23 protein-coding genes, 1 tRNA gene and 1 riboswitch are annotated in these 25125 nt (G+C 58.9%); of the genes, 10 read left to right on the top strand and 14 right to left on the bottom strand.

Features of this window, described 5'->3' with window-relative positions; genetic code table 11:
- Positions 1–22 precede the first annotated feature (22 nt).
- Positions 23–736, top strand: a complete 714-nt coding sequence (locus tag ACP3RB_RS06830; RefSeq protein ID WP_294631679.1) for a transcriptional regulator — start codon at positions 23–25, stop codon at positions 734–736.
- A 242-nt stretch (positions 737–978) separates the two neighbouring features.
- Complete coding sequence (locus tag ACP3RB_RS06825) at positions 979–2949, top strand: NHL domain-containing thioredoxin family protein (protein ID WP_426698877.1); 1971 nt, start codon at positions 979–981, stop codon at positions 2947–2949.
- Between the two features lie 233 nt (positions 2950–3182).
- On the opposite strand, the gene ACP3RB_RS06820 is transcribed toward ACP3RB_RS06825, so the two are convergent.
- A complete protein-coding gene (locus ACP3RB_RS06820; RefSeq protein ID WP_426698876.1) occupies positions 3183–4160 on the bottom strand; it encodes a hypothetical protein in 978 nt (325 codons plus the stop codon).
- A gap of 63 nt (positions 4161–4223) precedes the next feature.
- Between ACP3RB_RS06820 and ACP3RB_RS06815 the strand changes: the two genes are divergently transcribed.
- A complete protein-coding gene (locus ACP3RB_RS06815; RefSeq protein ID WP_049352210.1) occupies positions 4224–4925 on the top strand; it encodes a hypothetical protein in 702 nt (233 codons plus the stop codon).
- 138 nt (positions 4926–5063) lie between these two features.
- On the opposite strand, the gene ACP3RB_RS06810 is transcribed toward ACP3RB_RS06815, so the two are convergent.
- The 10 genes from ACP3RB_RS06810 to ACP3RB_RS06765 all read right to left on the bottom strand — a co-directional run bounded on the left by ACP3RB_RS06810 (position 5064) and on the right by ACP3RB_RS06765 (position 13012).
- Positions 5064–5729 carry a class I SAM-dependent methyltransferase gene (locus ACP3RB_RS06810; protein WP_070616070.1) on the bottom strand — a complete coding sequence of 222 codons (666 nt, stop codon included), beginning with the start codon at positions 5727–5729 and terminating at the stop codon, positions 5064–5066.
- Between the two features lie 190 nt (positions 5730–5919).
- Positions 5920–7032, bottom strand: a complete 1113-nt coding sequence (locus tag ACP3RB_RS06805) for a MauE/DoxX family redox-associated membrane protein (RefSeq protein ID WP_070616068.1) — start codon at positions 7030–7032, stop codon at positions 5920–5922.
- A 251-nt stretch (positions 7033–7283) separates the two neighbouring features.
- Positions 7284–8339, bottom strand: a complete 1056-nt coding sequence (locus ACP3RB_RS06800; protein ID WP_426698875.1) for a ThiF family adenylyltransferase — start codon at positions 8337–8339, stop codon at positions 7284–7286.
- Positions 8330–9100: a thiazole synthase gene (locus ACP3RB_RS06795; protein WP_005509016.1), complete on the bottom strand. Its 771-nt coding sequence runs from the start codon at positions 9098–9100 to the stop codon at positions 8330–8332. Before ACP3RB_RS06795 ends, ACP3RB_RS06800 begins: the two co-directional genes overlap by 10 nt.
- A 156-nt stretch (positions 9101–9256) precedes the next feature.
- Complete coding sequence (thiS, locus tag ACP3RB_RS06790; RefSeq protein WP_049328087.1) at positions 9257–9454, bottom strand: sulfur carrier protein ThiS; 198 nt, start codon at positions 9452–9454, stop codon at positions 9257–9259.
- 48 nt (positions 9455–9502) lie between these two features.
- Complete coding sequence (thiO, locus tag ACP3RB_RS06785; RefSeq protein ID WP_426698874.1) at positions 9503–10585, bottom strand: glycine oxidase ThiO; 1083 nt, start codon at positions 10583–10585, stop codon at positions 9503–9505.
- A gap of 2 nt (positions 10586–10587) precedes the next feature.
- On the bottom strand, positions 10588–11208 hold the full coding sequence (locus ACP3RB_RS06780; RefSeq protein WP_426698873.1) for a thiamine phosphate synthase: 621 nt from the start codon (positions 11206–11208) through the stop codon (positions 10588–10590).
- A gap of 410 nt (positions 11209–11618) precedes the next feature.
- A complete protein-coding gene (locus ACP3RB_RS06775) occupies positions 11619–12035 on the bottom strand; it encodes a carboxymuconolactone decarboxylase family protein (protein WP_294603362.1) in 417 nt (138 codons plus the stop codon).
- Entirely contained in the window at positions 12035–12496 is a 462-nt protein-coding gene (locus ACP3RB_RS06770; RefSeq protein WP_049359604.1) for a MerR family transcriptional regulator, read from the bottom strand. Before ACP3RB_RS06770 ends, ACP3RB_RS06775 begins: the two co-directional genes overlap by 1 nt.
- Before the next feature lie 442 nt (positions 12497–12938).
- Positions 12939–13012, bottom strand: a tRNA-Gly gene (locus tag ACP3RB_RS06765).
- Positions 13013–13165: 153 nt separating this feature from the next.
- Here ACP3RB_RS06765 and dcd point away from each other — a divergent pair.
- Both dcd and ACP3RB_RS06755 read left to right on the top strand, forming a co-directional pair.
- Positions 13166–13765 (top strand): dCTP deaminase, encoded by a 600-nt coding sequence (gene dcd / locus ACP3RB_RS06760; protein ID WP_005509013.1) that lies wholly within the window; start codon positions 13166–13168, stop codon positions 13763–13765.
- Positions 13766–13896: 131 nt separating this feature from the next.
- Positions 13897–15228: a septin family protein gene (locus tag ACP3RB_RS06755; RefSeq protein WP_426698872.1), complete on the top strand. Its 1332-nt coding sequence runs from the start codon at positions 13897–13899 to the stop codon at positions 15226–15228.
- Positions 15229–15435: 207 nt separating this feature from the next.
- On the opposite strand, the gene ACP3RB_RS06750 is transcribed toward ACP3RB_RS06755, so the two are convergent.
- Both ACP3RB_RS06750 and ACP3RB_RS06745 read right to left on the bottom strand, forming a co-directional pair.
- Positions 15436–16872: an MFS transporter gene (locus ACP3RB_RS06750; protein ID WP_426698871.1), complete on the bottom strand. Its 1437-nt coding sequence runs from the start codon at positions 16870–16872 to the stop codon at positions 15436–15438.
- Positions 16873–17032: 160 nt separating this feature from the next.
- A complete protein-coding gene (locus tag ACP3RB_RS06745; protein WP_005506756.1) occupies positions 17033–17266 on the bottom strand; it encodes a DUF4235 domain-containing protein in 234 nt (77 codons plus the stop codon).
- 267 nt (positions 17267–17533) lie between these two features.
- Positions 17534–17634: riboswitch (TPP riboswitch) on the top strand.
- A gap of 58 nt (positions 17635–17692) precedes the next feature.
- Between ACP3RB_RS06745 and ACP3RB_RS06740 the strand changes: the two genes are divergently transcribed.
- The 4 genes from ACP3RB_RS06740 to ACP3RB_RS06725 all read left to right on the top strand — a co-directional run bounded on the left by ACP3RB_RS06740 (position 17693) and on the right by ACP3RB_RS06725 (position 21932).
- Entirely contained in the window at positions 17693–18337 is a 645-nt protein-coding gene (locus tag ACP3RB_RS06740) for an ECF transporter S component (RefSeq protein WP_426698870.1), read from the top strand.
- A gap of 73 nt (positions 18338–18410) precedes the next feature.
- Positions 18411–20078, top strand: coding sequence for an ABC transporter ATP-binding protein (locus ACP3RB_RS06735; RefSeq protein ID WP_426698869.1), 1668 nt, complete (start codon positions 18411–18413; stop codon positions 20076–20078).
- Complete coding sequence (locus ACP3RB_RS06730; RefSeq protein WP_426698868.1) at positions 20075–20872, top strand: energy-coupling factor transporter transmembrane component T family protein; 798 nt, start codon at positions 20075–20077, stop codon at positions 20870–20872. The genes ACP3RB_RS06735 and ACP3RB_RS06730 overlap by 4 nt, the downstream gene beginning before the upstream one ends.
- A gap of 157 nt (positions 20873–21029) precedes the next feature.
- Complete coding sequence (locus ACP3RB_RS06725) at positions 21030–21932, top strand: aminotransferase class IV (RefSeq protein ID WP_005509006.1); 903 nt, start codon at positions 21030–21032, stop codon at positions 21930–21932.
- Between the two features lie 260 nt (positions 21933–22192).
- On the opposite strand, the gene ACP3RB_RS06720 is transcribed toward ACP3RB_RS06725, so the two are convergent.
- Complete coding sequence (locus ACP3RB_RS06720) at positions 22193–23458, bottom strand: multidrug effflux MFS transporter (protein WP_426698867.1); 1266 nt, start codon at positions 23456–23458, stop codon at positions 22193–22195.
- A 494-nt stretch (positions 23459–23952) separates the two neighbouring features.
- Here ACP3RB_RS06720 and ACP3RB_RS06715 point away from each other — a divergent pair, with 494 nt between their 5' ends.
- Positions 23953–24891, top strand: a complete 939-nt coding sequence (locus tag ACP3RB_RS06715; RefSeq protein ID WP_426698866.1) for a hypothetical protein — start codon at positions 23953–23955, stop codon at positions 24889–24891.
- Positions 24892–25125: the final 234 nt, after the last annotated feature.

Genomic DNA, 25125 nt, shown 5'->3' with positions numbered 1-25125 from the left:
ATCTACCAGAAAAGAGAACACAGTGAAGAAGTCTATTGCTGTTCTGTCCCTGAGCCTCGCCGCAACCTTCGGTCTTGCCGCCTGCAGCTCCAACGCCAAGGCACCCGCCGAAAGCCAGAGCACCTCCTCCAGCGCGTCTGCTTCTGCAACCGCAGGTAGCTCGAGCGCCTCCTCCAGCGCGTCTGCCTCGGCGAGCGCATCGGCTACCGCTTCCGCAACCGCAGGTAGCTCGAGCGCCTCTGCTAAGGAATCCGAAAGCCAGAAGAGTGGACTGTCGGGTGCTTCCGCTATGCCTACGGACCCCACCGATAGCAACTACGGTCCGCAGCTATACGCGCATTACAAGGAAGCCGTCGAAGAGGCTAAGAAAGACCGCTCCGCCAAGAAGACTACGAACACTGAAGGTAACGTATACACTGCCTCTGACGGAAGCATCGCTGTTGTCGAAGCTAAGAACGGTAACTACATCAGCATTGAGAATGACGGTAGCTGGGTACGTGTGACCCCTGAAGGTGAGGTTGCCGCCGTGACTGATAAGGGCGGCTGGGTTGCCGTCAAGCCTAACGGTGAAGTGATTAGCGTTGATGAGAATGGTGCGGCTTCCATTATGAACGTTAAGACCTCGGAGGTTTCGGGCGACTACCAGTCCCTGGAGCTGCCCAAGCCCCCGGCTCCGGTGGGAGACCTGCCTGCCCCGAAGAATCCCGTTAAGCCGACCAGCATGGCTACGAGCTAAACGTATCCACCACTTAGCTGGCGACTAGCTAGCCCCGTTCGCCCCGTGCGCATCCGACCGTGATGCGTGCGGGGCGCTTTTTATATACCCATACGCCACCCGGAATGTGACTTAATATGACAGGTCGTTAAGGCCCCAAGTCACAAAGCTCAACTCCCAGCGAACCACCCACCCCACGCTGGCATAATGGGGACAGCAAACCAACGCGCTCACACACAGCGCACCCAACAGGAGAGAGAACCATGAGCGAGAACACCACCCGCAGCGTACGCGTGCGCGCCAGCGAACTCGAAGGCCGAGCCTGGCTCAACACCGGCGACAAAAACCTCACCCTGCAGGATCTTCGCGGCAAAATCGTTATTCTCGACTTCTGGACCCTCTGCTGCATCAACTGCCTGCACGTCCTCGACGAACTACGCCCCCTCGAAGAAGAATTCTCCGACGTACTCGTCACCGTCGGCGTCCACAGCCCCAAATTCGAACACGAAGCAGACCCCGTAGCGCTCGCCGCAGCCGTCGACCGCTACCACATCACCCACCCCGTACTCGACGACCCCGAACTGACCACCTGGCAGGCATACACCGCCCGCGCATGGCCCTCCCTCGTCGTCGTCGACCCCGAAGGCTACATCGTCGCCCACCTCTCCGGCGAAGGCCACGTACAGGGCCTCACCTCCCTCGTACGCGAACTCGTCGCCGAGCACGAGGCGAAAGGCACCCTACACCGCGGCGACGGCCCCTACGTACCCCGCCCCAAAGCAGCCGGCACCTACGCCTTCCCCGGCAAAGCCATCGAACTGCCCGCCGAATTCGGCCCCGCAAACCTCTTCGGCAACCGCGAACGCACCTACCTCGTCGCAGACAGCGCACGCCACCGCATCCTGCAGGTAGCAGCCGACCTCAACACCGTCATCAACACCTACGGCGGCGGCGACGACCCCATCACCCACCCCGTCAAGGGCCACGTCGACGGCACCGGCACCGAAGCACGCTTCAACGAACCCGCCGGCCTCGCCCTCGTACCCGAAAACCTGCGCGAACAGCTCGGCTACGACGTGCTGGTAGCCGACACCGTCAACCACCGCCTGCGCTCCCTCAACCTGCGCACCGGCGAAGTACGCACCCTCGCAGGCAACGGCGTGCAGCGCGTCATCGACGGCGACAACGCCATCACCGGCGACCCCAACCACATCCCCGCCGGCGTACCCGCCACCGAAATCGCGCTCTCCTCACCCTGGGACGCCGTCTACTCTCGCGAAGCCGGCCAGTTCATCATCGCCATGGCAGGCACCCACCAGCTCTTCGGCTACGACCCCATCAACGGCATCGTCAGCATCTTCGCAGGCTCCGGCGTCGAAGGACTCGCCGACGGACCTGCCGCCGACGCATGGTTCGCTCAGCCCTCCGGCATCATCGAAGCCCGCGACGGCAGCCTCTGGGTCGCATGCTCCGAAACCAGCGGCCTGCGCCACGTCACCTTCACCGAAGACGGCGTACAGGTCACCTCCGCCGTCGGCAAGGGCCTATTCGACTTCGGCTTCGTCGACGGCGACTCCGACACCGCCCGCATGCAGCACCCCCTCGGCCTGACCGAACTGCCCGACGGATCCATCGCAGTCGCCGACACCTACAACGGCGCCATCCGCCGCTGGGACCCCGCAACCGGCACCCTCGGCACCCTCGAACGCGGCCTCGACGAACCCTCCGACCTGCTCGTCGAAGAAGTACCCGGCGAAGAACCGCGCCTCATCATCGTCGAAACCAACGCCCACCAGCTCGTACGCGCCTCCATCCCCGCCAAGGCACAGCACGTCGACGAAGGCGCCATCACCACCGCACGCCCCTCCACCAAGCTCACCGGCGGCACCCTCGAATTCACCTCACGATTCACCGTGCCCACCGGCCAGAAGCTCGACACCCGCTGGGGCGACCCCACCCAGCTGAAGATCTCATCCACCCCCGAGAACTTCATCCTGGAAGGCGCCGGCACCTCCACCGGACTGACCCGCACCCTCGTGCTCAACCCCGATGTGACTGAGGCAGTCCTGCACATTACTGCTCGTGCCGCCGCCTGCGACGGCACCCCCGGCGGTGACATCCCCGAGCACGCAGCATGCCACCTCTACCAGCAGGACTGGGGTATTCCCGTCGTCGTGACCGGTGACGAGGCAGACGAAAGCGAACTCGTCCTCGACCTGCGCGGTATCAACTAGGGGTCTATAACAGAAAAAATTAAGGGTCAGTATTATCCTCGCTCCTACAGGGGCACCCGTCCTCGCTTCGCTCGGACACCCTGATGTCGCTACGGATAATACTGACCCTATTTCAGCCCATATAAGCTACGAGCCAGTATGCTCTTCGCTCCTACAGGGAACCCGCCCTCGCTTCGCTCGGGCACCCTGATGTCGCGTTCAGAGCATACTGGCTCTTGCGCAGCTCAGCGGCTTTAGAAGGAGACTCGGACCGCCTTCGCATCCGCCTCAACCGACGCCTTCAACGTAAACGGAATCTCCTTCTGCACCTGCGAACGCGCACCCGTATACAAATCCAACTGAGTAAACGACACCTTCGCCGTACCCGACATCGGCTTCAACGACCACACACCCGCCGAACTCACACTCACCTGCGGATCCGCCACCTTCTCCACAGACCACTTCACCTCAGAATCCACACGGCCCGTAAACGCATACTCAAAAGGGCACCCACCAGGATAAAGAGTGCTCTGCTGCGTGCACTTCTTCAAATGATCCTGCACCTGCTCCTTCACCGACGCCAACGCATTATCACTCGGCTTCAACTCCATACGCACCGAATGATTCGCATCCTGCGCAGTCACCACCTCATTCACCTTCTGCGCCGTATAAACCGTCGAATCATACGACACCGCATACACGCCAGGGTAAAACACCGGGAACGACGCAGAACCACGATCCACCGCAACCTTACGGTTATTAATCGTTGCAGCCTCCACACCCTGGATATCGACCTTCACCGACGGCAAAGACGCCTCATCAATAGCCCACTTATCAAAAAAGCCCCAATGCGTGCCCGAACGGTGCAAACGAAAATCCGTATGCTGCTGTGAACCCTCCAAAATATAGGACGCACGCACCGTCGCATGCTCCCCATCCTCGCTGGTCTCCACCACCTCATACGACACCTCACCCAACGAAGACACCGAACGCCTCAAAGCATCCCCATCCAACAAAGAGGCGTCACCCTCAGGAATCTGCGCACCCAACAAACCACGCGCATACGAACCATTACCCGTACGCAACGCATGAAAATACTCCCGCACCTGACCCGTCGGACCATACACCAGCTTATTCGTCATAACCAGCGCCGCAGCAGCCACAGAAACCGCCACCACAACACCGACCATCCACATTGCCAGAACCCGCTCCACGGGAGAAAAATTACGCATAGAACCAGAGTAACGCAGGTAGTCCGCTAGGTTTCACGCACCGCACACACTAAAGTTGTGTATATGGCAGAACGCGCTCACGAAGTCCCCGCCAAATACGGCGAAGTCAACGAACTATTCCACCCCCGCATGCGCTCCTACGGCAGGCGCATCGAAGCGGCACTCCCCGGCACCATCGTGCTCCTCGCCGCGCTCGCCTTCATCCTCTACAAGCGACCCGCCCTGCCGTACACCATCCTCGTACTGCTCATCGGCACCATCGCAGGCGTAAACCTCTACTCAGTCCTCAAACCCACCATCATCGTCATCACCAAAACCCATGTGCTCCGCGCACGCACCTTCGGCTGGTTCGCCGTACCCCTCGAAAACATCGACCACACCATCTACGCCGAAAAGCTCTACCCCAAAAAAGCCTACGGCCAGAAACTCAAAACCGTCGCCGGCCGCCTACGCTACCGCAGCTTCCCCGCCATGTGGGCCGTCGACAAAGACGGCAAACAGCTCATGCGCATCGACGGCCGCGTCTGGGACGGCAAAACCATGCGAGAAGTCTCCTCCAAACTCTCCGCCCAAACCACCATCTACAAACAGATCAACGTGGTCAACATGGACAAAGAACATAAGGGACTCATCACCTTCAACGAGCTGCACCCCGGCTGGCGTTCCAGCCTCATGACCGCACTCGCCGTCATCATCGTGGCAATCCTCTTCGCCGCATCCTTCTTGCCCGAAGAACTCGCCCGCACCATATACCTCATCCACTAGAACGCCTATTCTTTAAAGTTCTTATGGATGCGCATCTTCAGGACGCGCAAAGGCCCGGCACCCACCCCCACGGGGCAGGTGCCGGGCCATTTGTATGCCTAGCTCAAGACGTACTGCACGCTAGCTTTCGATGCGAGCCTAGCTCGCCGGGCGCGACAGCACCGCCACCAAAAACTCCGAAGAACCCTCCACAAACGGGTGCATCTGCCACGACGAATACGTATTATCCACGTTCAGGCCAACCTCGCGGGCATCCGCCAAAAACTGCTCAAACGCATAATCACGGCCCGGACCCGAACCGTAACCCACGACAGCCCGGCCGCCCGGCGCCAACACACGACGGAAATTCTCAACCACCGGCTTACGAGTCGAACGAGCCAAGAAACCCATCACATTACCCGCACACACCAGCACCTCAAAACCATTCTCCGCCGTAGCTTCACCCTCAATGCCCAGCACCTCCGGCAAATCCACCAGATCAGCCGTAATCCACGTAGCATCCGGGCAGACGCGGCGCGCCTCCTCAATCAGCTCAGGATCAATATCCACACCCGTCACACGGTGACCCAACGCGTGCAGCTGCTTACCCACACGACCAGGACCCGAACCCGCATCAAGAATCTTCGCGCCACGAGAAGCCAACGCATTCACCAGACGAGACTCACCCGCCATATCATTACCCTCAGCCTCCATCGCCTTAAAACGGTCAATGTACCACTGCGAATGATTCGGGTTGCTCTCCTTACGGACCAGCCACAAGGACTTCTCACGCTCGCCCGGAGCGTTGAAACTCATCATTGCCATAAAAACTCCTTAGACAGGGTTGAGGATGCGCCAACCGCCACCAGGCAAGGTGACCGCGGCATATAAGCGGTGTGTGCGCTACGTTCTAGCATAGCCCCACCCGGCGTCTGCCGGTAAGGGCAGTAAGAGCCGGACGGGGCTATCGGAAGTGCTACAGAGGCGCTACAGGGGCTGGACGATAGGAGCGTGTTTAGAGGTGGTCGCCTTCAACATTCGACGGACCCGCTGCAAACGCCTTACGCAGCTGCTCCTGGCGCTCCTCCTCAGCCAGACGAGCAGCCTCAGCGAACTGCTCCTCAATATCGGCAAGCAGCGCCTCAACCTCTTCCTTACCAGCCACCGGGCCGCCAGCAATCAGACCATCAGCACCCAAAACCACAGCCAACGGCACACCATTACCGAAATTCGCGCGCGCACCAGCCTCACGGTCAATCAACGGAGTCAACCCCTCCGGCAACGTACCCGCATTACGCGAGGTCTGCAACGACTCCAGACTCGAATACACCGGATGCAACGCCACCTGCGGCAGACGCTCCTGCCACGAAGACATCGTCTTCAAAAACTTCACACAACCAGCGCAGGTCGCCGACACAAACACCAGCATACGCGCCTGATTCTTAGCCAACGCACGCAAATTCGTGTGACGACCATTCTCCAGATACAGCGCAGCATGAGGAATCGGCATGCGAACATACTGTTCCTCGCCGTTCTCGTCATACACCGGCTCCGGCAAAATCACCTCAGCCTGCGGCTCCGGCTGCGCCAAAGCATCACCGCGGCGAACAGCCTCCAACGTCAGCGCAATCAGCGCCGCACCAAAAACCCAAGTCCAGCCGCTATTACCCAGACCCAGCAGAGTCGACACAACACCCGTGCCGCCCCTCAATGCGCTCGCATGCGCACCAGCCGCCGCCAGCAACAACGCAACATTACGGACCAGCGTATAACGGCTCACCGGCGCATTCGACTCAGAGCCAAAACAATTACAACCCGCAGTACGACCCGTCGCCAGCGCGCGCGCAATCACCACCGTATAGAACAGCATCAGAATCAGCGCCAAACCCGAAGCAATCACCGCAGGCAAACGCACCGGCGACAACAACAGGACGGCGGCTAGGGCGATCTCAAACCACGGCAAAATCAGCGACACCGCACGGGTCGGCGCGATCTTCTCCAAACCAAGATTCTGAATACCAGTCACGGTACTCTGCGGGTCCTTCGCCTTAGCAATACCGCTAATCAACAAAGTCAACGCAACAAGTGCCGTACACAAAACAAGCGGCACAGTAGAGACGGTGAGCATAAAACTCCTAGAGTGAGTGTGCGAAAACAGGAGGCGGCAGTGGCAGTTTTTAGGCAGAACAAACCGCGCGACGAGCCGCCGTGTTATACACGATTTTACGCCCTGCACATGGGGAATTGTCCCTACTTTAAGTGCCTACCAGTTAAGCGGAAAGCGGTATGCGCCCTCGTTCCTACAGGGGCACCCGCCCTCGCTTCGCTCCGGGCACCCTGATGTCGCTTCCGGAAGGGATAGCTACGCCTTGCATGTGCTTAGATAGCCGTGAGGCGCACCCCGTACTCGCCCGCAAGCTCCTCGTACGCCTGCACAAAGCGCTGCGCTCGCGCACCCGAGGCGCAGAAAACGCCCACACGCTGATCACGCACCGACTCAAACAGGCTCAACAACTCCGCGGGCACGTCGGTTGCCGGCAACAACGACCCCTCAGCGTCACTCAGCTGCGACAACGGCACATGCAACGAGTCCTCATGCTTCACCGACTCCTCACGCTCGGGCACCTCACGCACATCCAGCAGAACCTGCGGAACCTCATGCGCCGACAAATCCACCGGCACCACACGCGCCGGATCCGGCACCGCCCCAAACGACATACACGTACCCGACAAGGCATCATACGTCAGCAGAGTACCCGCCGCCGTCGGCAAACCACTCACAAACTTGAGCACCTCCGTCGCCATCAGTGAACCAACCACAGCCGTCGTCGCACCCAACACCCCGGCAAGCGCACACGACTCTACCGTCTGCGGAATCGTCGGAAAAATATCACGCAAATGCGCGCCATCCGGCTCAAAAAGACTCACCGACCCGCCAAAACGCAAAACCGTGCCCCACACCAGCGGCAAACCCGCAACCTGCGCAGCATCCGCAATCAGATACTTCGACGCAAACGTATCCGTACAATCCACCACACAATCCGGTGCCGATGCGGCAAAAAGATCCAAAATCCAGGACGCATCCACATGCCGAATCGTTGTCTCAACCGTCAACGACGGGCACAGCTCCAGGGCACGGCGCGCCGCAACCTCCGCCTTCGGCTCACCCACATCAGGCACACCGAAAAGCGGCTGACGCTGAATATTCGACAGCTCCACCGAATCAGAATCCACAATATGCAGATACCCCACACCAGCCGCCGCCAACGCCTGCACCACCGGACAACCCAAACCACCAGCACCAATCACCAACACGCGTGCCGCCGCCACCGCATCCTGATCAAAGCCAGGCAGGCGACGCTGACGGTCAGTGCGCTCGCGATCCAGACGCGCATGCTCCGGATTCACCGGGGTAGGGGTGAGATTTACATCCACGAGACGAAACCCTCCGACGGCGACGATGCCTTCGCGTGCTCACGCACCGGAATACGGCCAGCCTCACGCGCCAACGCACCCGCCTGCACCGCAAACTTCATCGCCTGAGCCATCGCCACCGGATCCTCAGCACGATTCACCGCCGACGCCAGAAGCACCGCATCACAACCCAGCTCCATCGCCAGCGCCGCGTCGGATGCGGTACCCACGCCAGCATCCAGAACCACCGGAACCTGCGCGCGGGAAGCAATCAGCTCAATATTGTGCGGGTTCAAAATGCCCAGACCGGTACCAATCGGCGCGCCCAACGGCATAACCGCCGCAACGCCCGCATCCTCCAGGCGAGCGGCAGCCACCGGATCGTCAGAGGTGTACGCGAGCACCGTGAAATCCTCAGCGACCAGCTGCTCGCAAGCATTCAACAGCTCCACGGTGTCCGGCAGTAGGGTGTCTTCGTCGTGGATGATCTCGACCTTCACCCAGGAAGTGCCCAGCGCCTCGCGGGCGAGCATCGCGGTCATCACCGCATCGGCTGCGGTGCGGCACCCTGCGGTATTGGGCAGCGGCGCAATATTGAGCTTCTGCAGAAGCGGAAAAATGGGGGTGCCTGCGGCGTGACGGCGCATGGCAACGGTCGTCATTTCGGTGCCGGAGGCGATGAGCGCCTGCTCGAGCAGGTCCATGCTGGTTGCGCCTCCGGAACCCATGATGAGGCGGGATGTGAAGGTGCGGTCGCCGATGGTGAGCGGTGTGAGGCTCATGGTGTTCTCCTCTGTGGGAACGTCTAGATAACGGGGTTTGCTGGTTGGTGCGGGGCGCTACGGTGCGCCCGGTTTAGGGAACAAAAACCGAGAATATCTGTTCTTTTTGCCGGTGGGTATGAGCCGGCGGGAATCTCGCCGGTTCAGGCTGGAAGATTAGCCGCCCTGAACGGCGGTGAGGGCATCCACCCTATCGCCCTCGTTCAGCGGCACATCCAGCCACGTGGAACGCGGCACGATACTGCGGTTGAGCGCCACAGCCACGCCATTTTCGGTACCGAACTGGTCCATGACAAGGTCAAATACGGTGCGGGCATTCGTGGTTAGCGGCTCGCCGTTGTAGGTGATAATCATGCGAAATCCTTTCGTGAAGGTGCCGGGTGCATCCGGCGGGGACTGTGTTTAGTGGGTGAATCGTGCCGGGTCGCACGCCTGCATGATGGGCGGAATCTCAGCCCCGCAGGCGACCTCCGCACCAACCTTGCCGGCGAGCGCGGCAAGCAGAATACCGTGGCGGAAATAGCCCGTGGACACGAGCTGGCGGGTGCCGTCAGCACGGGTGCGGTGCCCGAAGATGGGCAGGTCGTCCGGGGTTCCGGGGCGGGTGCCGACGTTCGCCTCCAGAAGCTCACACTCTTCAACGGCGGGCACGAGCCGGATTGCGTCACGTAGCAGCTGGTGTACGCCGTCAATGGCGGGTAGTGTGCGGTGGTCTTCGCGGCTGGTCGCGCCGATGCACAGCTCCCCGTCGGGGCGGGGGATGAGGTAGACGGGGCGGGAGTTCACGTAGCCGCGCACTACATGCTTGAGGATGGGTCGCGGGGCGCGCAGGCGCAGAATGTCCCCGTAGACGGGGCGTAGCGGGTAGTCCCCGTGCAGTGTTGCCCCTAGTCCAGTGCAGATAATGTCGCCTGCGTCCGGGTCGGTGACCCGTTCGGTGCTGAAGGTGACGCCGCGGCGGGTGAGGGCGTCTTTGAGGGCGCGCCTCATGAGCCGCGGGTGTAGCTGATGGTCACTGGGGATGCTCACAGCGCCGGCAATACGCGGTGCCAGGAGCGGTTCGAGGGTGCGTGCCTGCGTGGGGGTGACGGGGTCTGCGGGGCGGTTCATGTCCCGGTAGTAGGCGCGGGTGCGTTGCAGGTGCTCGGCGTCGGCACGGTCGGCGGCGACAATGAGTGTGCCGGTGGTGTCGTAGCCGGTGGGCAGGTCGGTGGCGCGGCTGAGCCTGCCCATGAGGGAGGGGTAGGCGTCGGCGCTGGCGGTCATGAGCGGGAAGAGCGCGTCCTGCTGGAATTGCACTTCTGCGATGGGCGCGAGCATGCCGCCGGCGTAGTGGCTGGCGGCGGGGTAGATCACGGTGCCGTCGGCGGCGGTGCCGTAGTCGCTGGTTTCGGCGTCGATGAGGTGCACGCTTTCGCCGCGTTCGGTGAGCTCAAACGCGGTGGTGAGGCCAATGATTCCGCCGCCAATGATGGTGATGGTCATGGCTATGCCTGCAGTGCGGGGTTGTCGACGAAGGCGCGGACCATGGCGATTCCGGCAACTCCGGTGGTGCGGATGGCGGGGCAGTCTTCGGGGATGATGTCGCCGATAGCTACGGTGGGTACGGCGGACAGCTTGGCAAGTTCGCGGAGCCCATCAATGCCGAGGGGCGGGCGGTTGGACTGCTTGGTGGGGCTGGGGCGGAACGGCCCGGTGCCAATGTAGTCGATCAGGTGCGCGATTTTGTTGGATTCTTCGACGAGCTGCCGGGTGCCGGTGGTCAGACCGATGATTGCGTCGGCGCCGAGGAGGGCACGGGTGTCGGCTACGGGCAGGTCGTCTTGACCGATGTGCACGCCGTCAACGCGCACGCCGCGGGCACGCAGCGCGAGGGCGACGTCTACACGGTCGTCGATGAGGAGGGTCTGGTGCGGCTGGATGATGCCGGCGATAGCTTCGGTGAGCTGGTAGAGCTCGCGCGCGCTGATGGGTTTGGACCTGACTTGGATGCAGGTGGCGTGTTTGGCTGCCCGGACGGTTTCGAGGGGGTTGTCGCCTGTGACGAGGTAGAGGTTCAGGTCGAGGGGGCGTGCGGGGGTGGTGTAGGGGTGCGTTTCGCGGGTCATGCGGGTCTACGATTCCTCGTCGAATAGATGTTTTTTAGAAATTCTCTCATTGAATTTCTGTGGTTAGGTTAGCACAACTGTGTGGTGAGTTGAACATCCTTCAAGCGTTTTGAGGTGTGTGCGCTTGGCCCGCTATACACTTCCTTCGCTCCTGCAGGAGCAAGGAACATACCGCCTCGACCCGTCCAACTGAGCCTAACCACCACATTCAACCCAAAATAAAAAGCCTCCTACCGTGGGGCAGAAGGCTTGAGGAGAGCGGCTGACGGGCTGGAAGGCGGAAATCCCGAGCGCGCGAGGGAATGTATTTCCGCCTGGAAGCGATTCCCGTCAGCCGCTCCAATAGAACGTCACTCTGGATACAAAGGTTTCCGGCCCTGCCGGGAAGTGTCCGGAGTGGCGTTATCAACTTACCTGTCGTAGTTCCGCCGTGAGTCTATTGCTTCCTGTGCTGCGAAAGTAGCGTTCAGTGCTCGTGGAAAGCCGCAGTACACTGAGGCGTGCAGGATAGCTTCCTGAATTTCCTCTTCGGAAATCCCGACATTGAGTGCCGCTCCAACATGAACTTTAAGTTGAGGTTCGCATCCGCCTAATGCAGTCAATACGCCAATGGTTACTAGCTGGCGACTGCGTGCATCCAGACCGGGCCTATCGTAAATATCCCCGAAAGCAAATGCGGCGATGTGGTGTCCTAAAGCAGGGTTTGACGTGGAAAGTGATTCGATAACACTCTGACCAGCGTCTCCGTCGATACGGGAGAGAACCTGCAATCCAAGATCACGACGTCGCTGGTTATCGACGGAATCAATATCGTACTGATTACTCATTATGGGCGGGAACCTTTCTGATACATTGCTATCTTGAATTCGGTAGCTGCCAGCGATAACTGAAGATCCTCTATTCGTTGTCGAAGGATGTCGCGATGCTCCAGCATCAAATCAAGACGCTCCTGTACTGTTTCTGCACCTTGTTCAACCAAGGAGATGTAATGCTGGAGTTGGGCAATCGACATTCCAGAGACCCGCATTCGGGTAATAAAAACCAAACGCCGTACAGCCGCAGCATCGTAAAGCCGATAGCCGGATGCATCGCGTCCTACTTTCACCAGCCCTGCACGTTCGTAATAGCGCAGCGTATGTGCGCTGATTCCCAAATACTCGGCAGTGGTAGCGATATCCCACTGAGTGTTCTCGTCATCTCTGATCAGGTCGCGCAACGCCGCAGTATTTAGCCCTCCGGGTGGATCGATCGCGAGCCTAAGGGCTTGCTCTAACCGTTCTTCCAACATATCAATTACACTAAACCTTTGAGTGCGCTCGAAGGCAAACTGCTATGGTGCTTCACGTTCTGTGACCTGGGATAGGTGTGGCTGATGTTGGCAAGGTAGCCGTTCAGGAACGGTACGGTAGCGGTTGGTCAAGTCCTGTGGAGTGGTGTAATCGTTTTGTGTCCTTCGGGTTGGGTACCGCAGACAGCTCGCCGGGAAACGAGGGTTGGCAGCCGGGTATGGTGGTGGTTCCGTAGGAACGTCGGGGCACTTTCCCGAGGGCTCATCGAGAAAGGGTCTGCTGTAGCCCCATGCGCACGCTATACACTTCCTTCGCTCCTACTGCAGGAGCAAGGAACATACCGCCTCGACCCGTCCAACCCAAGCGGCATCCTAAACTCTTGGCCCAACCACCGCATCCAACCTAAAAAATAAAGCCCCAAACCATAAGGTCCGGGGCTTGTGGAGCGGCTGACGGGAATCGAACCCGCGTATCAGGCTTGGGAAGCGTGCGCTCTACCATTGAGCTACAGCCGCATCTTTTTCAGTGTATCGCGCTTGCTTGTCGGGGGTGAAATATGTTGCGGCTGTTTGTGTGCGGGGCGGCAGGGTTGAAATGTGATGTAGGCCTGTGTGCTGGGGCTGGTGGATGCCTGCACGTGGGTGGTGTTTGCCAGGTATCCTTTAAGCGTGCTTATTTCAGATCGCGATATTCGTCAAGAGATTGCTGATGGGCGCATCGTTCTTGATCCGTTCGATGAGTCGATGATTCAGCCTGCAAGTGTGGACGTGAGGATTGATCGTTTCTTCCGTCTGTTCGATAACCATAAGTACCCGCATATTGATCCTGCTCAGCCGCAGGAGGATTTGACGCGCCTGGTGGAGGTGGCTCCTGATGAGCCGTTTATTCTGCATCCGGGTGAGTTTGTGTTGGGTTCTACGTATGAGAAGGTAACGTTGCCTGATGATGTGGCTGCCCGTTTGGAGGGTAAGTCGTCGTTGGGTCGTCTGGGTCTTCTGACTCACTCTACGGCTGGTTTTATTGATCCTGGTTTTTCTGGGCATGTGACGCTTGAGTTGTCGAATATGGCGACTTTGCCGATTATGTTGTGGCCGGGTTCTAAGGTTGGTCAGTTGTGTTTCTTCCGTTTGAGTAGCCCGACTGAGCATCCGTATGGTTCTGGTGCGTATGGTAACCGTTACCAGGGTCAGCGTGGCCCAACTGCTTCGCGTAGTTATTTGAATTTTCATCAGACGATGATTCCTGCGGATGGTTCTGTGGAGTCTTAGTCTTTCCCGCTTTGGGGTGCGGGCGTGCAGGCTGTGTGTTTGTGCGCCCGCGTTGGGCGGTTTTTTCGCCTGTTGTGCTCGTGCGTTCACTCGCGTGCGGGTTTTTATCTCTCACTCTCTAAGGATTTTTGATGAATCTGAAGCCTGTTGTTCTGCGTGTTGCTGGCGCGGAAGTTTCTTTGTATCTGATTGATATGTCGGACTCTTTTGTGGAGCGTTTTAAGAAGGCGTGGGAGCCTCTTGCTCCGGAGTTTTTTGATACTCCTGATGAGGCGTATGCTTCGTTGTCTCGTTTTGATCAGGTGATGCTGGTTCATGCGCCGACTGATGAGTCGGTGATGGATTTGGCGAATCCGTTGATGGGTTCGTTTGATAAGGTTTCGACGCTGCGTGTGGCTGATGATGATTCGGGTATGCAGGATCTGACGAGCCGTATTACGTTGGCGATGATTGAGCAGCTGGTTGGTCGCGGTGTGATGCTGCATGCGGCTGTTATTGGTGACCCTGACTCGAAGCGCGCTGTGGCGCTGGTGGGTGTTTCTGGTAGCGGTAAGACGACTGCGTCGCGTTTCTTGGGTTCGAAGTTTGCGTACCTGACTGATGAGACTGCGATTATTTCGGATGAGGGCGTTGTGTCGCCGTATCCGAAGCCGCTGTCTGTGATTGTTGACCCGAATGCGCCGAAGGATCAGCAGAACCCGGTGGATTTGGGTCTGAACGTGGTTGATCGTGATGACCTCAGCTATGAGCTGTCGCGTATTGTGTTCATTTCTCGTGATGAGTCGGCTTCGGAGCCGTATTTTGAGCGTGTTCCGCTGCATGAGGCTCTGGTGTTCTTGAGCGAGCAGAGCTCGGGTCTGGCGCGTCACCCTGAGGGTGTTGTGTCGCTGGCTAAGCTGGTGGAGCGTTGCGGTGGCGTGTGGCGCCTGGTGTACTCGGAGGTTGAGGATACTCTGCCGCTGGTTCAGGATCTGCTGAATGGTGGTGAGCTGCCGAATGCTGATGAGGTTGAGAGCCTGGAGAAGTACACGGTTGAGGATCACCTGCCGGGTGTGTTCTTGAACGGTACGATTGCGGTGTCTCGTATGCCGGGTACTTCGGGTGTGCGTGTGGGTGAGGACGGCCCGTTCTTGCTGCTGTGCGACACTGAGCTGAATGAGCTGTCTGATTTTGCGGCTGAGTGCTGGCTGCAGGCTGAGGGCGACATTTCGTATGATGACCTGTTTGCGCGTCTGGCTGAGATCTTTGAGGGTCTGCCTGCGGAGGCGTATGACGAGAACTTGAGCGCTATGGCGGCTGGTTCGATGCTGTGGGTTCGTGTGATTGATGATCCGCTGATTGATGACGCGACCTGGGCTCAGATGACTAGCGATGAGGTTCTGGATGAGGAGGAGCAGCAGATTGCGCTGGATTCCTCTGAGGATGCTGTCTCTGATGATGAGGATGACGTGGTGGAGGACTAACCACCAACCACCACGGCTCTCTGGCGCGGCTTACTGAGCTCCGCTTGTTAGGCGCTGCTTAAGCACAAGGGAGGGGCGGGTAGAAGGATGATCTTCTACCCGCCCCTCCCTGTGTGTTTGCAAGTTTGCGTTTGCAGGCTTGTATTCGCGGGGGTTGCAGGATTCTTAGCCCCGTGACGCCTTACTGAGCAGCGCTACTGGGCTGCCTTACTGGGCTGCCTTGTCGCGGCGCTTCTGTTCACGCTTCTGCTCGCGGCGAGCCGCACGCATACGCAGCGGACCGGGCGCCTTCACCGGCAGCAGCAGGAGCAGACCCGCCACCACAACGATCAGAATACCGAGCACACCCCAAATCTGCGCGCCCATGATGCTCACGCACAGACCGAACAGCATCGGCGCCAGGAAGCTGGTGGCACGACCGGTGGTCGAGTACAGACCGAACAGCTCACCCTCAGTACCGGGATCAGCCAGGCGAGCCAGGAAGGTACGGGATGCCGACTGCGCCGGGCCTACGAACAGGCACAGCAGCAGGGCGCATACCCAGAACACGCTAGGCTGAGGGAAGAACAGCAACGGGGTAGCCGCCAAGATAATGCCGACCAGCGAGATAACAATAATCGCCTTCGGGCCCAGGTAATCATCCAGGTAGCCGCCCAGAATCGCGCCAACCGCCGCGACAGCGCTACCGGCAATACCGAACAGGATCACCTCGGAAGTGCTGAAACCGAACGTGCCCGCCGCAAGAATACCGCCGAACGTAAAAATACCGGATAGACCATCACGGAACACCGCCGAAGCAATCAGGAACCACAGGGTCTGCGGGGACGTCATCTTCAGCCGCTTAATGGTGCGCCACAGCGCCTTGTAGGAGGCGAGCAGACCGCCCTGACGAGCCGGGGAGAGACGCTCCATACCCAGCTCCAGGAAACGCAGCTCGCGGGTGGGCAGCACCTCCGGCAGGAAGCGCTCGCGGGTGCGCATACGCACCAGCAGCGGCAGGCAGAAAATCAAACACCAGGCGGCGGCGAACAGTGCGACCGCACGGATATTCAGGGCGTTATCGGTGGTCAGACCGAGTACTTCAGGGGTAAGCACAAAACCCCACAGCACCACAGCCAGCGCCAGGATACCGCCAATGTAGCCGGCAGCCCATCCGGCGCCCGAAATCTTGCCGATATTCTCCGGGTGGGAGATGCGCGGCAGCACGGCGTTATAGTTCACGTACGCGAACTCGCTGAACACGCTCGCCGCGGAAATCAGGGTGACACCCAGCCACAGGTACTGCGGGGTGGGGCCCACGAAGAAGCACGCCGCCATCGAACCGACCAGCAGCATGGTGTTCACGCCGAGCCAGAAGATGCCTCTGCCGGACTTATCGTTACGCTGACCGGTGACCGGTGCCAGAATCGCAATGAGGAAACCGGCAATGGTCAGGCCCAAAGACAACGCCGAAGAGGTCTCTTCGGGCGTGCCAAAGTAGCTGCTGGTCAGGTACACGGTGAAGATGAAGGTCGTCATAATCGAGTCGAAGCTCGACGAACCAACATCCCACATGACCCAGGACGCGACCGAGCGGCGGCTGTTCGCGTGGTCAACGACCCTACGCTGAGCCTTCGTCTTACGGCGGGGAGAAGAAATAGTCATAGTTGTGCTTTCGGATGCCGAGGTGGCGCTTCAGCGTAGCGTCGGCATGGAACCGGCTGAAGTAGAGCGGGCGTGCTGAAGATGGAACACCAGGCGGTACGTACCGAGCGAAGATACGTACCGCCTAGTTCATGAACTTTCGCGCGGAAAGCGCAAAGTCTTAGTTGAAGAAACGACGCTGCAGGCGAGCAATACCGAAGCTCACCACAGCACCCACGACGGAGGTCAGAACGGTCCAGAGGATGACCTGACGCAGGGTGTCTTCAGACTCGTGGGAAATGGCGGGAGGCTGGTTACCGGTAGCCTTGGTCCAGGCTGCGCCCAGGCCCTTACCAACCAGGGCAGCAGCGCCCATGTTGATACCCGCAATAGCAAGCTTAGCGACGGGGTTCATGTGTATCTCCTTAGCTGTATACGATGCGGCGTCTCTCCCGTGAACCCCTTCGGGGTTGGGTGAGAAAAGAGCGCCACTCCCTAGCGTATAGGGTTTAAGGCGTTCGTGCCGCCTCGGAAGGGTTCCCGTCCCAAAATTGTACACCGTGCAATTCTGTAATGTGGGCAGAAGAACGAAACAAAAAGCGGCAAATTGGCACGAACAGCCAGACAAGCCTACAATCGAACCTGGGTTCCCACCCGCACCACAACGGTACGGACAAGGAACCCCAAACGACAGGGGAGCGCCACCGAGGCGCTGAGAGTGCTAAGCAGACCCTCGAACCTGATCCGGTTAGTACCGGCGTAGGGAGTCGAATTTCTTCTCAATGCCCTCGTCCAATCAGAGGGCGAGGACATTCCCCTTCCAACGACGGAAGGACCACCAATGTCACAGAACGCAACCCCCGCCTCCCAGGCATCTACCCAGGCACCCGCACAGGAAGAAGCGAAGAAGCCGAACCTGCGCTGGCGAGTCAACGAAATCGTCATCGCCGCAGTGATCGCAGTAGCCTGCGCCGTCATCTTCTGGATCTGGGACATCGCAGTCGGCCCCGCCGCCAAAACCGCACTCGTAGCAGCACCCGAATTCCGCCCCATCGTCGCCGGCGCATGGCTACTCGGCGGCACCCTCGGCGGTCTGCTCATCCGCAAGCCCGGTGCGGCGCTCTTCGGCGAAATCGTCGCAGCATTCATCTCCGTACTCTTCACCGGCGGCGCGTGGAGCGGCGAAATCCTGATTGCAGGCTTCTTCCAGGGCGTCGGCGCTGAAATTGCCTTCGCGATCTTCCGCTACCGCCGCTGGAACGCAACCGTCGCCATCTTCGCCGGTGCACTCAGCGGCCTGTTCATGGGCGTTAACGAAATCTTCATCTACTACCCCGACATGGAACCGGTCAAGGCAATCATCTACGTAGCATGCGCCGTCATCTCCGGCGCAGTCATCGCAGGCTTCCTGGCGTGGATTCTCGTGCAGAACCTCGCCAAGACCGGTGTGCTCTCCTCGCTGGCATCCGGCAAGACCCGCCGCTAACCACCAACTAGTCACTCACCACGAGTCACCACTCGGCACACTCAGCAGCCACACAAAAGGCTAAGGAACCATCATGGAAGCAACACCGCGCGGGGCGCGCATCGAGCTCAACAACTTCAGCTGGCACCACCCTGGACGCCCAGAACCCGTCATCAGCGGACTCAACCTCACCATCAACCCCGGTGAAAAAGTCCTGCTACTGGGCACCTCCGGCGCCGGCAAATCGACGCTCCTGCACGCCATCGCCGGTGTGCTCCACGATGACGACGGCGAATCCGCCGGCGGCACCATCACCATCAACGGGCAAGCACCCGCCGAAGCACGCGGCACCGCAGGCATGATGCAGCAGGACCCCGAATCCTCCATCGTCATGGCAACCGTCGGCAACGACGTAGCCTTCGGCCCCGAAAACCTGCGCGTACCCCGCGAAGAAATCTGGGGCCGCGTCACCGAAGCCCTCACCGCAGTAGGGCTCAACCACCTGCCCCTCGACCACCCCAGCAGCGCACTGTCCGGCGGACAGAAACAGCGCCTCGGCCTGGCGGGCATCCTCTCGATGCACCCCGGCGCCATGATCCTCGACGAACCCACCGCCAACCTCGACCCCTCCGGCGTGCAGGAAGTACGCGACAGCATCCTCACCGCTACGGAGGCGACCGGCGCGACCCTGCTCGTCGTGGAGCACCGCGTGAGCATCTGGGCGCCGCACATGGACCGCATTATCGTACTCGGCGAAGGCGGCACCATCACCCACGACGGCGCACCCGACACCGTACTCACCGAAGCCCGCCAAGAACTCATCGACGCGGGCGTGTGGGTACCCAACTACGTGCCGCGTGCACCGCAGAGCGCTGCCGGTAATACTGCGGGCGGCGAGGTTGCGGGCGATAGCGAGCACGGCGAGGCGCTACTGCGCGCCGAAAACCTCAGCATCACCCGCGCGCAACCCACCCCCAAACAACGACGCGCGCGCCGACGCACCATCAAACGCCTCGGCGACACCCCCGCACCCGCACCCACCGACCTGCCCGTCCTGCGCAGCGGCATCAACCTCATCCTGCACGCCGGTGAACACCTCAGCGTGCTCGGCCCCAACGGCGCCGGCAAATCAACCCTAGCCCTCACCCTCGCAGGGCTCCTCACCGCACCCAACGGCACCCTCACCGCCACCGACGCGCTGCGTAATTACGACGGTAACAACGGTGGCAACCGCAGCGGCGGCGAGCGCGCCCACTGGGACGTACCCACCTGGACCCCCGCCCAAATGCTCAGCCGCATCGGCTACGTCTTCCAAGAACCCGAATACCAATTCATCCGCGGAACCGTACGCGAAGAACTCGAACTCGGCCCCCGCCGACTCGCCGCACTCACCCGCGTTCCCCTCAACGAAGACGACCTCACCGCCCGCACCAACGAACTCGCAACCCGCCTACGCCTCACCCACCTACTCGACGCCAACCCCTTCACCCTCTCCGGCGGCGAAAAACGCAGGCTCTCCGTCGCCTCCGCACTCGCCACCGCACCCAAAATCCTCATCCTCGACGAACCCACCTTCGGCCAAGACGCACGAACCTGGGCAGAACTCGTCGACCTCATCCGCGAACTCCTCGCAGGCGGCACCGCCGTCATCTCCATCACCCACGACGAAGACTACACCGCCGCACTCGGCGGCAACCACATCACCCTCGAAGCCCTAGACACCTCCGAAGCCCTCGCAACCCCCGGAAAGGAGAACGCATGAACACCGACTTCTTCGGCACCATCGACCGAACCAGCTACTTCAGCAACCTCAACGCCGGCGTAAAACTCATCGTCTCCTTCACCCTCATCATCGCCGCACTCATCGTGCGCGACCCCCTCACCTCCGGAATCCTCTTCGCCCTCGAACTGCTCGGATTCATCCTCGTCGGATTCCGACCCGTCAACGTCCTCGCCCGCTTCTGGCCCATCCTCATCGCCGTCATCACCACCGGCTGGTCCGTCGCCATGCTCAGCGCCAAAAGCGGCACCACCATCCTCGACCTCGGCTTCAACAGCATCACCACCGACTCCGCCGCCGTCGGCGCAGCCATGATGATCCGCTCCCTCGCCATGGTCCTACCCACCCTCGCATTCGTACTCACCACCGACCCGACCGACCTCGGCGACTCCCTCGCACAAACCTTCAAACTACCCTCCCGGTTCGTGCTCGCCACCGTCGCCGCCCTGCGCCTCGTCGGTATTCTCTTCGCCGAATGGAACGCCCTCGGCCAGGCACGACGCGCCCGCGGACTCGGCGCAGGCCAATCCCTCGCCGGACGCGCACAAACCTTCGGCGGGCAAAGCTTCGCCCTGCTCGTGCAGGCTATCCGCCGCGGCTCCCGCCTGGCTATCACCATGGAGGCGCGCGGCTTCGGTGCAGGCGAACGCACCTGGGCTCGTGTGCCGTCCTATTCACCACATGATGTGCATGTGAGTATTGCTGCCGCCGTCATTATCGCTGTTGCATACGGTGCATCTATTGCGGCGGGTACGATCCAGTTCCTCTGGGCCTAGTTTGCTCTGCTCGGGACGTGGGTAGGGAGGCGCCCGCACTCTTCCTTCGCTCCTACAGGGGCACCCGCCCTCGCTTCGCTTCGGGCACCCTGATGTCGCTTCAGGAAGGTACAGGCGCCTCCTGCCTACGGTTCGGCTGCGAACGTACAATAAGACTATGTCTAGTACCGTAATTCTTCTGAACGAGCAGAACCCGCAGGGCATCTTCGTTGACCCGTCCGTGCCCCTCATCAGCGTTGATGATCAGGGCTTCACCCGCGGCGACGGCGTCTTCGAGACCATGCTGTCCGTCAACCGCCGTGTGCGTAAGCTCGGCATGCACCTGTCCCGCCTCGAATCCTCGGCGCGCATGCTGGATCTGCCCGACCCGGAACCCGAGATTCTGCGTTCGGCGGTGGAACGCCTCATGCGTGAGGCGACCGCCGGTGCCGAGACTGCGCTGGGCGAAGAGCACATCGTGAAGATCATTATTTCGCGCGGCCCCACCCAGGCGGTGACTTCCATGCAGCCGGGCCCGTACACGCTGATTATGGCATCGCCGGTGCCCGCCTCTATCGTGAAGCGCCGCACCGAGGGCGTAAAGGCGATGCTACTGCCGCGTGGCCACGAGCCGATGGACAACAGCGCCTACCCGTGGCTGTTGGCGGGTGCGAAGACCCTCTCCTACGCGGTGAACATGGCGGTTCTGCGATACGTGCAGGAGCGCGGCGCGGACGACGCCATCTTCATCACCGACGAGCGTCGCGTGCTGGAGGGCGCCACTTCCTCGGTGCTGGTCGCCAAGATTGAGGACGGCAAGAAGGTGCTGTACACGCCCGAGCCGAGCCACGGCATCCTCCCCGGTACCACGCAGGGCGCGGTGTTCGAGGCGGCACGCCAGGCCGGTTGGGAGCTGGGCTTCGGACCGCTCTACCCGCAGGATTTGTTCGAGTCGGACGGCGTGTGGCTGGCGTCTTCGGTGCGTCTGATTGCGCCGGTGACCCACCTGAACGGCACGGCGCTGGCGCATGACCCGGAGCTGACTGCGACGCTGCTGAACTACCTGGCGCAGCAGAGCTAAACGCGTACAAAAAGGGACGGTATTATCCGAGCGAGAATAATACCGTCCCTTTGTGCTGTCTATGGTCAAGGGCAGGAGGTGCCTGTACCTTCCTGAAGCGACATCAGGGTGCCCGAGCTCTGCGAGGGCGGGTTCCCTGATAGGAACGAGGGCGAATGCCGCCTCCCGAGCAACGCTAAAGGCAACAGCCAAGCCCCGGATGCTCAATCCTTAGCGGGTCGCCCATCCGGGGCTTTAGCTACACAAAAGTCAACAACAGGCTAGTGGCCCGCCGGGGCACCCTGACCTTCACCAGCGCCGTGGCTCAAACCGTCAGCCGAGTAGTCCGAATCCTTACGCGGTGTAGTCCACAGCACCAGCGCCGTCAGGACCGCGAAACCCAGAATGGAGAAGCTCATCGGCAGGTACTCATGCTCACCGGCAAACGACACCAGCGGCGCCGCCAACGCACCCAGCAGAGCCTGAACCGTACCCATCACCGCCGAAGCACTACCCGCCATGTGGCGCGCCTCGTTCAACGCCAACGCCGAAGCATTACCAAAAATCAGGCCGCACGAGCTGGTCAGCAGGAACAGCAGAACCAGCGTCGGCACCAGCGAAATACCGATCAGGAAGCTAACCAACAGCAGCGAAGACACCACCAGCAGGCTAATCACGCCGACGTTCACAATACGGCGCTGCGCCACACGACCCACCAGCTTCGTTGCAATCGCACTGAACAGCACAATGCCAATCGAGTTCACACCGAACACAATAGTGAACTCAGTCTCGGACATGCCCAGAATCTTCTGCAACACAAACGTCGAACCGGAAATATACGAGAACAGCGCACCAAACGCGAAGCACATCGTCAGCATGAAACCCAAGTAGCGGCGAATCTTGAAGACCTTCGGCAGCTCCGAGTACACGCTCAGGGCGGTGCCCTGGTAGCGTTCATCCACCGGCAGGGTCTCCTTAATCACGAAGATCACGCCGAGCATCATAATCGCGGTAATCACGCCCAGCACATGGAAAATATCGCGCCAGCTGCCCCACGACAGCACCCAGCCACCAAACAGCGGCGCAAGCACCGGCGCGAAGCCGTTAATCATCATCATGACGCCCATGAGCTTAGCGGTCGCCAGACCCTCAGTCGTATCAGCCACGATAGAACGCGCCAGCACCGCACCAATCGAACCGGTGAAGCCCATCATGAAACGCGCAAAAATCAGCAGCTCAATATTCGGCGCGAAACCACACGCCACCGTCGCAATAAAACAAACCACCGCACCGATCAGCAGCGGCTTGCGGCGGCCCGTCTTATCCGACAGGGGGCCCACGACCAGCTGGCCGAGCGCCATACCCACCATGAACCCGCTCAACGTCAGCGAGGCGTTCGTGCTGGTGGTGTTCAGGTTCTCAGCGACTGCGGGCAGCGCCGCCAGGTACATGTCCGTAGCCAGCGGCGCGATAGCGGTCAGCAGCGCCAGAACTACGATAAAAATGGGCGATAGCCCGAAAGAGGTCTTAGTCGACTTCGAAGACATATGTCTTAGTTTTTCTTTCTGTGTGATGCGCGTGCAACGGCGCCTGTGGCTCTACAAGACGTGGATGCGGTAGTACCGCTCCGGGGGTGAGTTTGCGCAGGCTGGAAGCACAACTTGTTCACGGTAGCAGAATTGGGCGTGGCTTCGTAAGTTAAACGTTCGAATTCCTGTAGCGAGCTCGGGTTGCTTCATCGAAAATATAACGACACGCATGTCTATGCGTAGACACACACTAGAAATATATATAATGAGAATTGTTGTAAATTATATTTTAATGATTTGGGGTGTTTATAGAATTTAGACTATTAATGAAGTTTTTCTGGATCCTAAATGATTTTCTTTTTGAAAGATTTGGATATTCTGTAGTTTCTGAGATGTATGAAAGGTGTAGCATGGCTCATTTTTCGGATTTCCGGTCCCACTATTCCACAAGGTTAAAGAGGGCTCTGAGTGACCCCACTGGGGAGAAGACGGAAAACTGCTTATACGGAAAGGTGCGTACTTTTTCTCTATGGGCGGCTCGTAATTTAAAGAAAAAGAATCAGGAGTCAATTGATAGATTTGATGGTTCTTATTTTTTTGGAACCTTTATGTTTATTTTGGTGATAATTGCAAATTTGGTCGCCTTAATTTATGCATTTAGTCTTTTTGCCGCGGGACTATCGAACCCCAAGGAAGATTTCTCTGAATTTGACCGATACTACGCTATTTTTGAAATCTCTGTAAACTTTTACATTCTTCCCCCGATGATTTATTTGATTATTGTTTTATTCTTTGGGCATTTAATAGGCATTTTCTTTCGGCGGGCGCATGACTATAATGGTTATTCTATGAAATGGGTATATGAAGGATATGTAAAAATGTTGGGGAATGTAACAGTGGCTGCAATTTTGATTGCAATTATTGCGTATGTGCTAATGGCTATACGTACAGGTTATAATTCTTCGTACACGCTAGCTGACTACATAACGTGGGCCGTATTTGCTGCTAGTATCTGTGGATCCTACTTTTTCTTTGTCAAAGCTTTTTATGATACAAAAAGCTTTTTCGCTTACCCGTCAATGAGTATTTTATTCTCAATTGTCTGTGTCGGTTTGTCTCTGGGTATTTTTGACATTTTTTACGGTGGAGAATTGCTGGATATTATAGCTAAGGTTGGAAATTCAGGGTATGCAGATGCGTTTCTTGGTAAGGTTCAAAAGATTATAGGAAATCACTCCCCGGAAGAAATTGAAAAAGCTAAGAAATCTCTATTGGAAGGCCATATTTGGCTTGATAAAGAAAACCCTGGGAATTACGGTGTCGCCCTAAGAGTTATTAAGAATATCTTGCTGGGTATCACTGTTATTTTTTATGCTCTGGTTTACGCTCTGAGTTCGGGTAAAGGTAGACGCCTGAAGAGGAGGTTGAAAAACATTTTTTGCATATCTTAAAATGATGCATGTTGAAAATAGTGAGTAATTCTCTTTGTTTTGGGTAGATCTTTAAATATTTAATTAGAAAACGGGGTAATAAAATTTTTATTATGGCTGGTTGTGTGGTTGAGTGCGAAAATATTCTTTTACTTAGATTTTCTAGGGTGAAATAATATTTTGCGAGACTCTGGAGAACGTGTCTAATATCAACAGGCTAGGTTGTTGTAGATGAAGGCCATAGCCGCGTAGTCT

Origin of the sequence: Rothia mucilaginosa (genome assembly GCF_049990865.1) — a bacterium.
GTDB lineage: Bacteria > Actinomycetota > Actinomycetes > Actinomycetales > Micrococcaceae > Rothia > Rothia mucilaginosa_I.
This window is presented reverse-complemented; position numbering and strand designations above follow the sequence as displayed.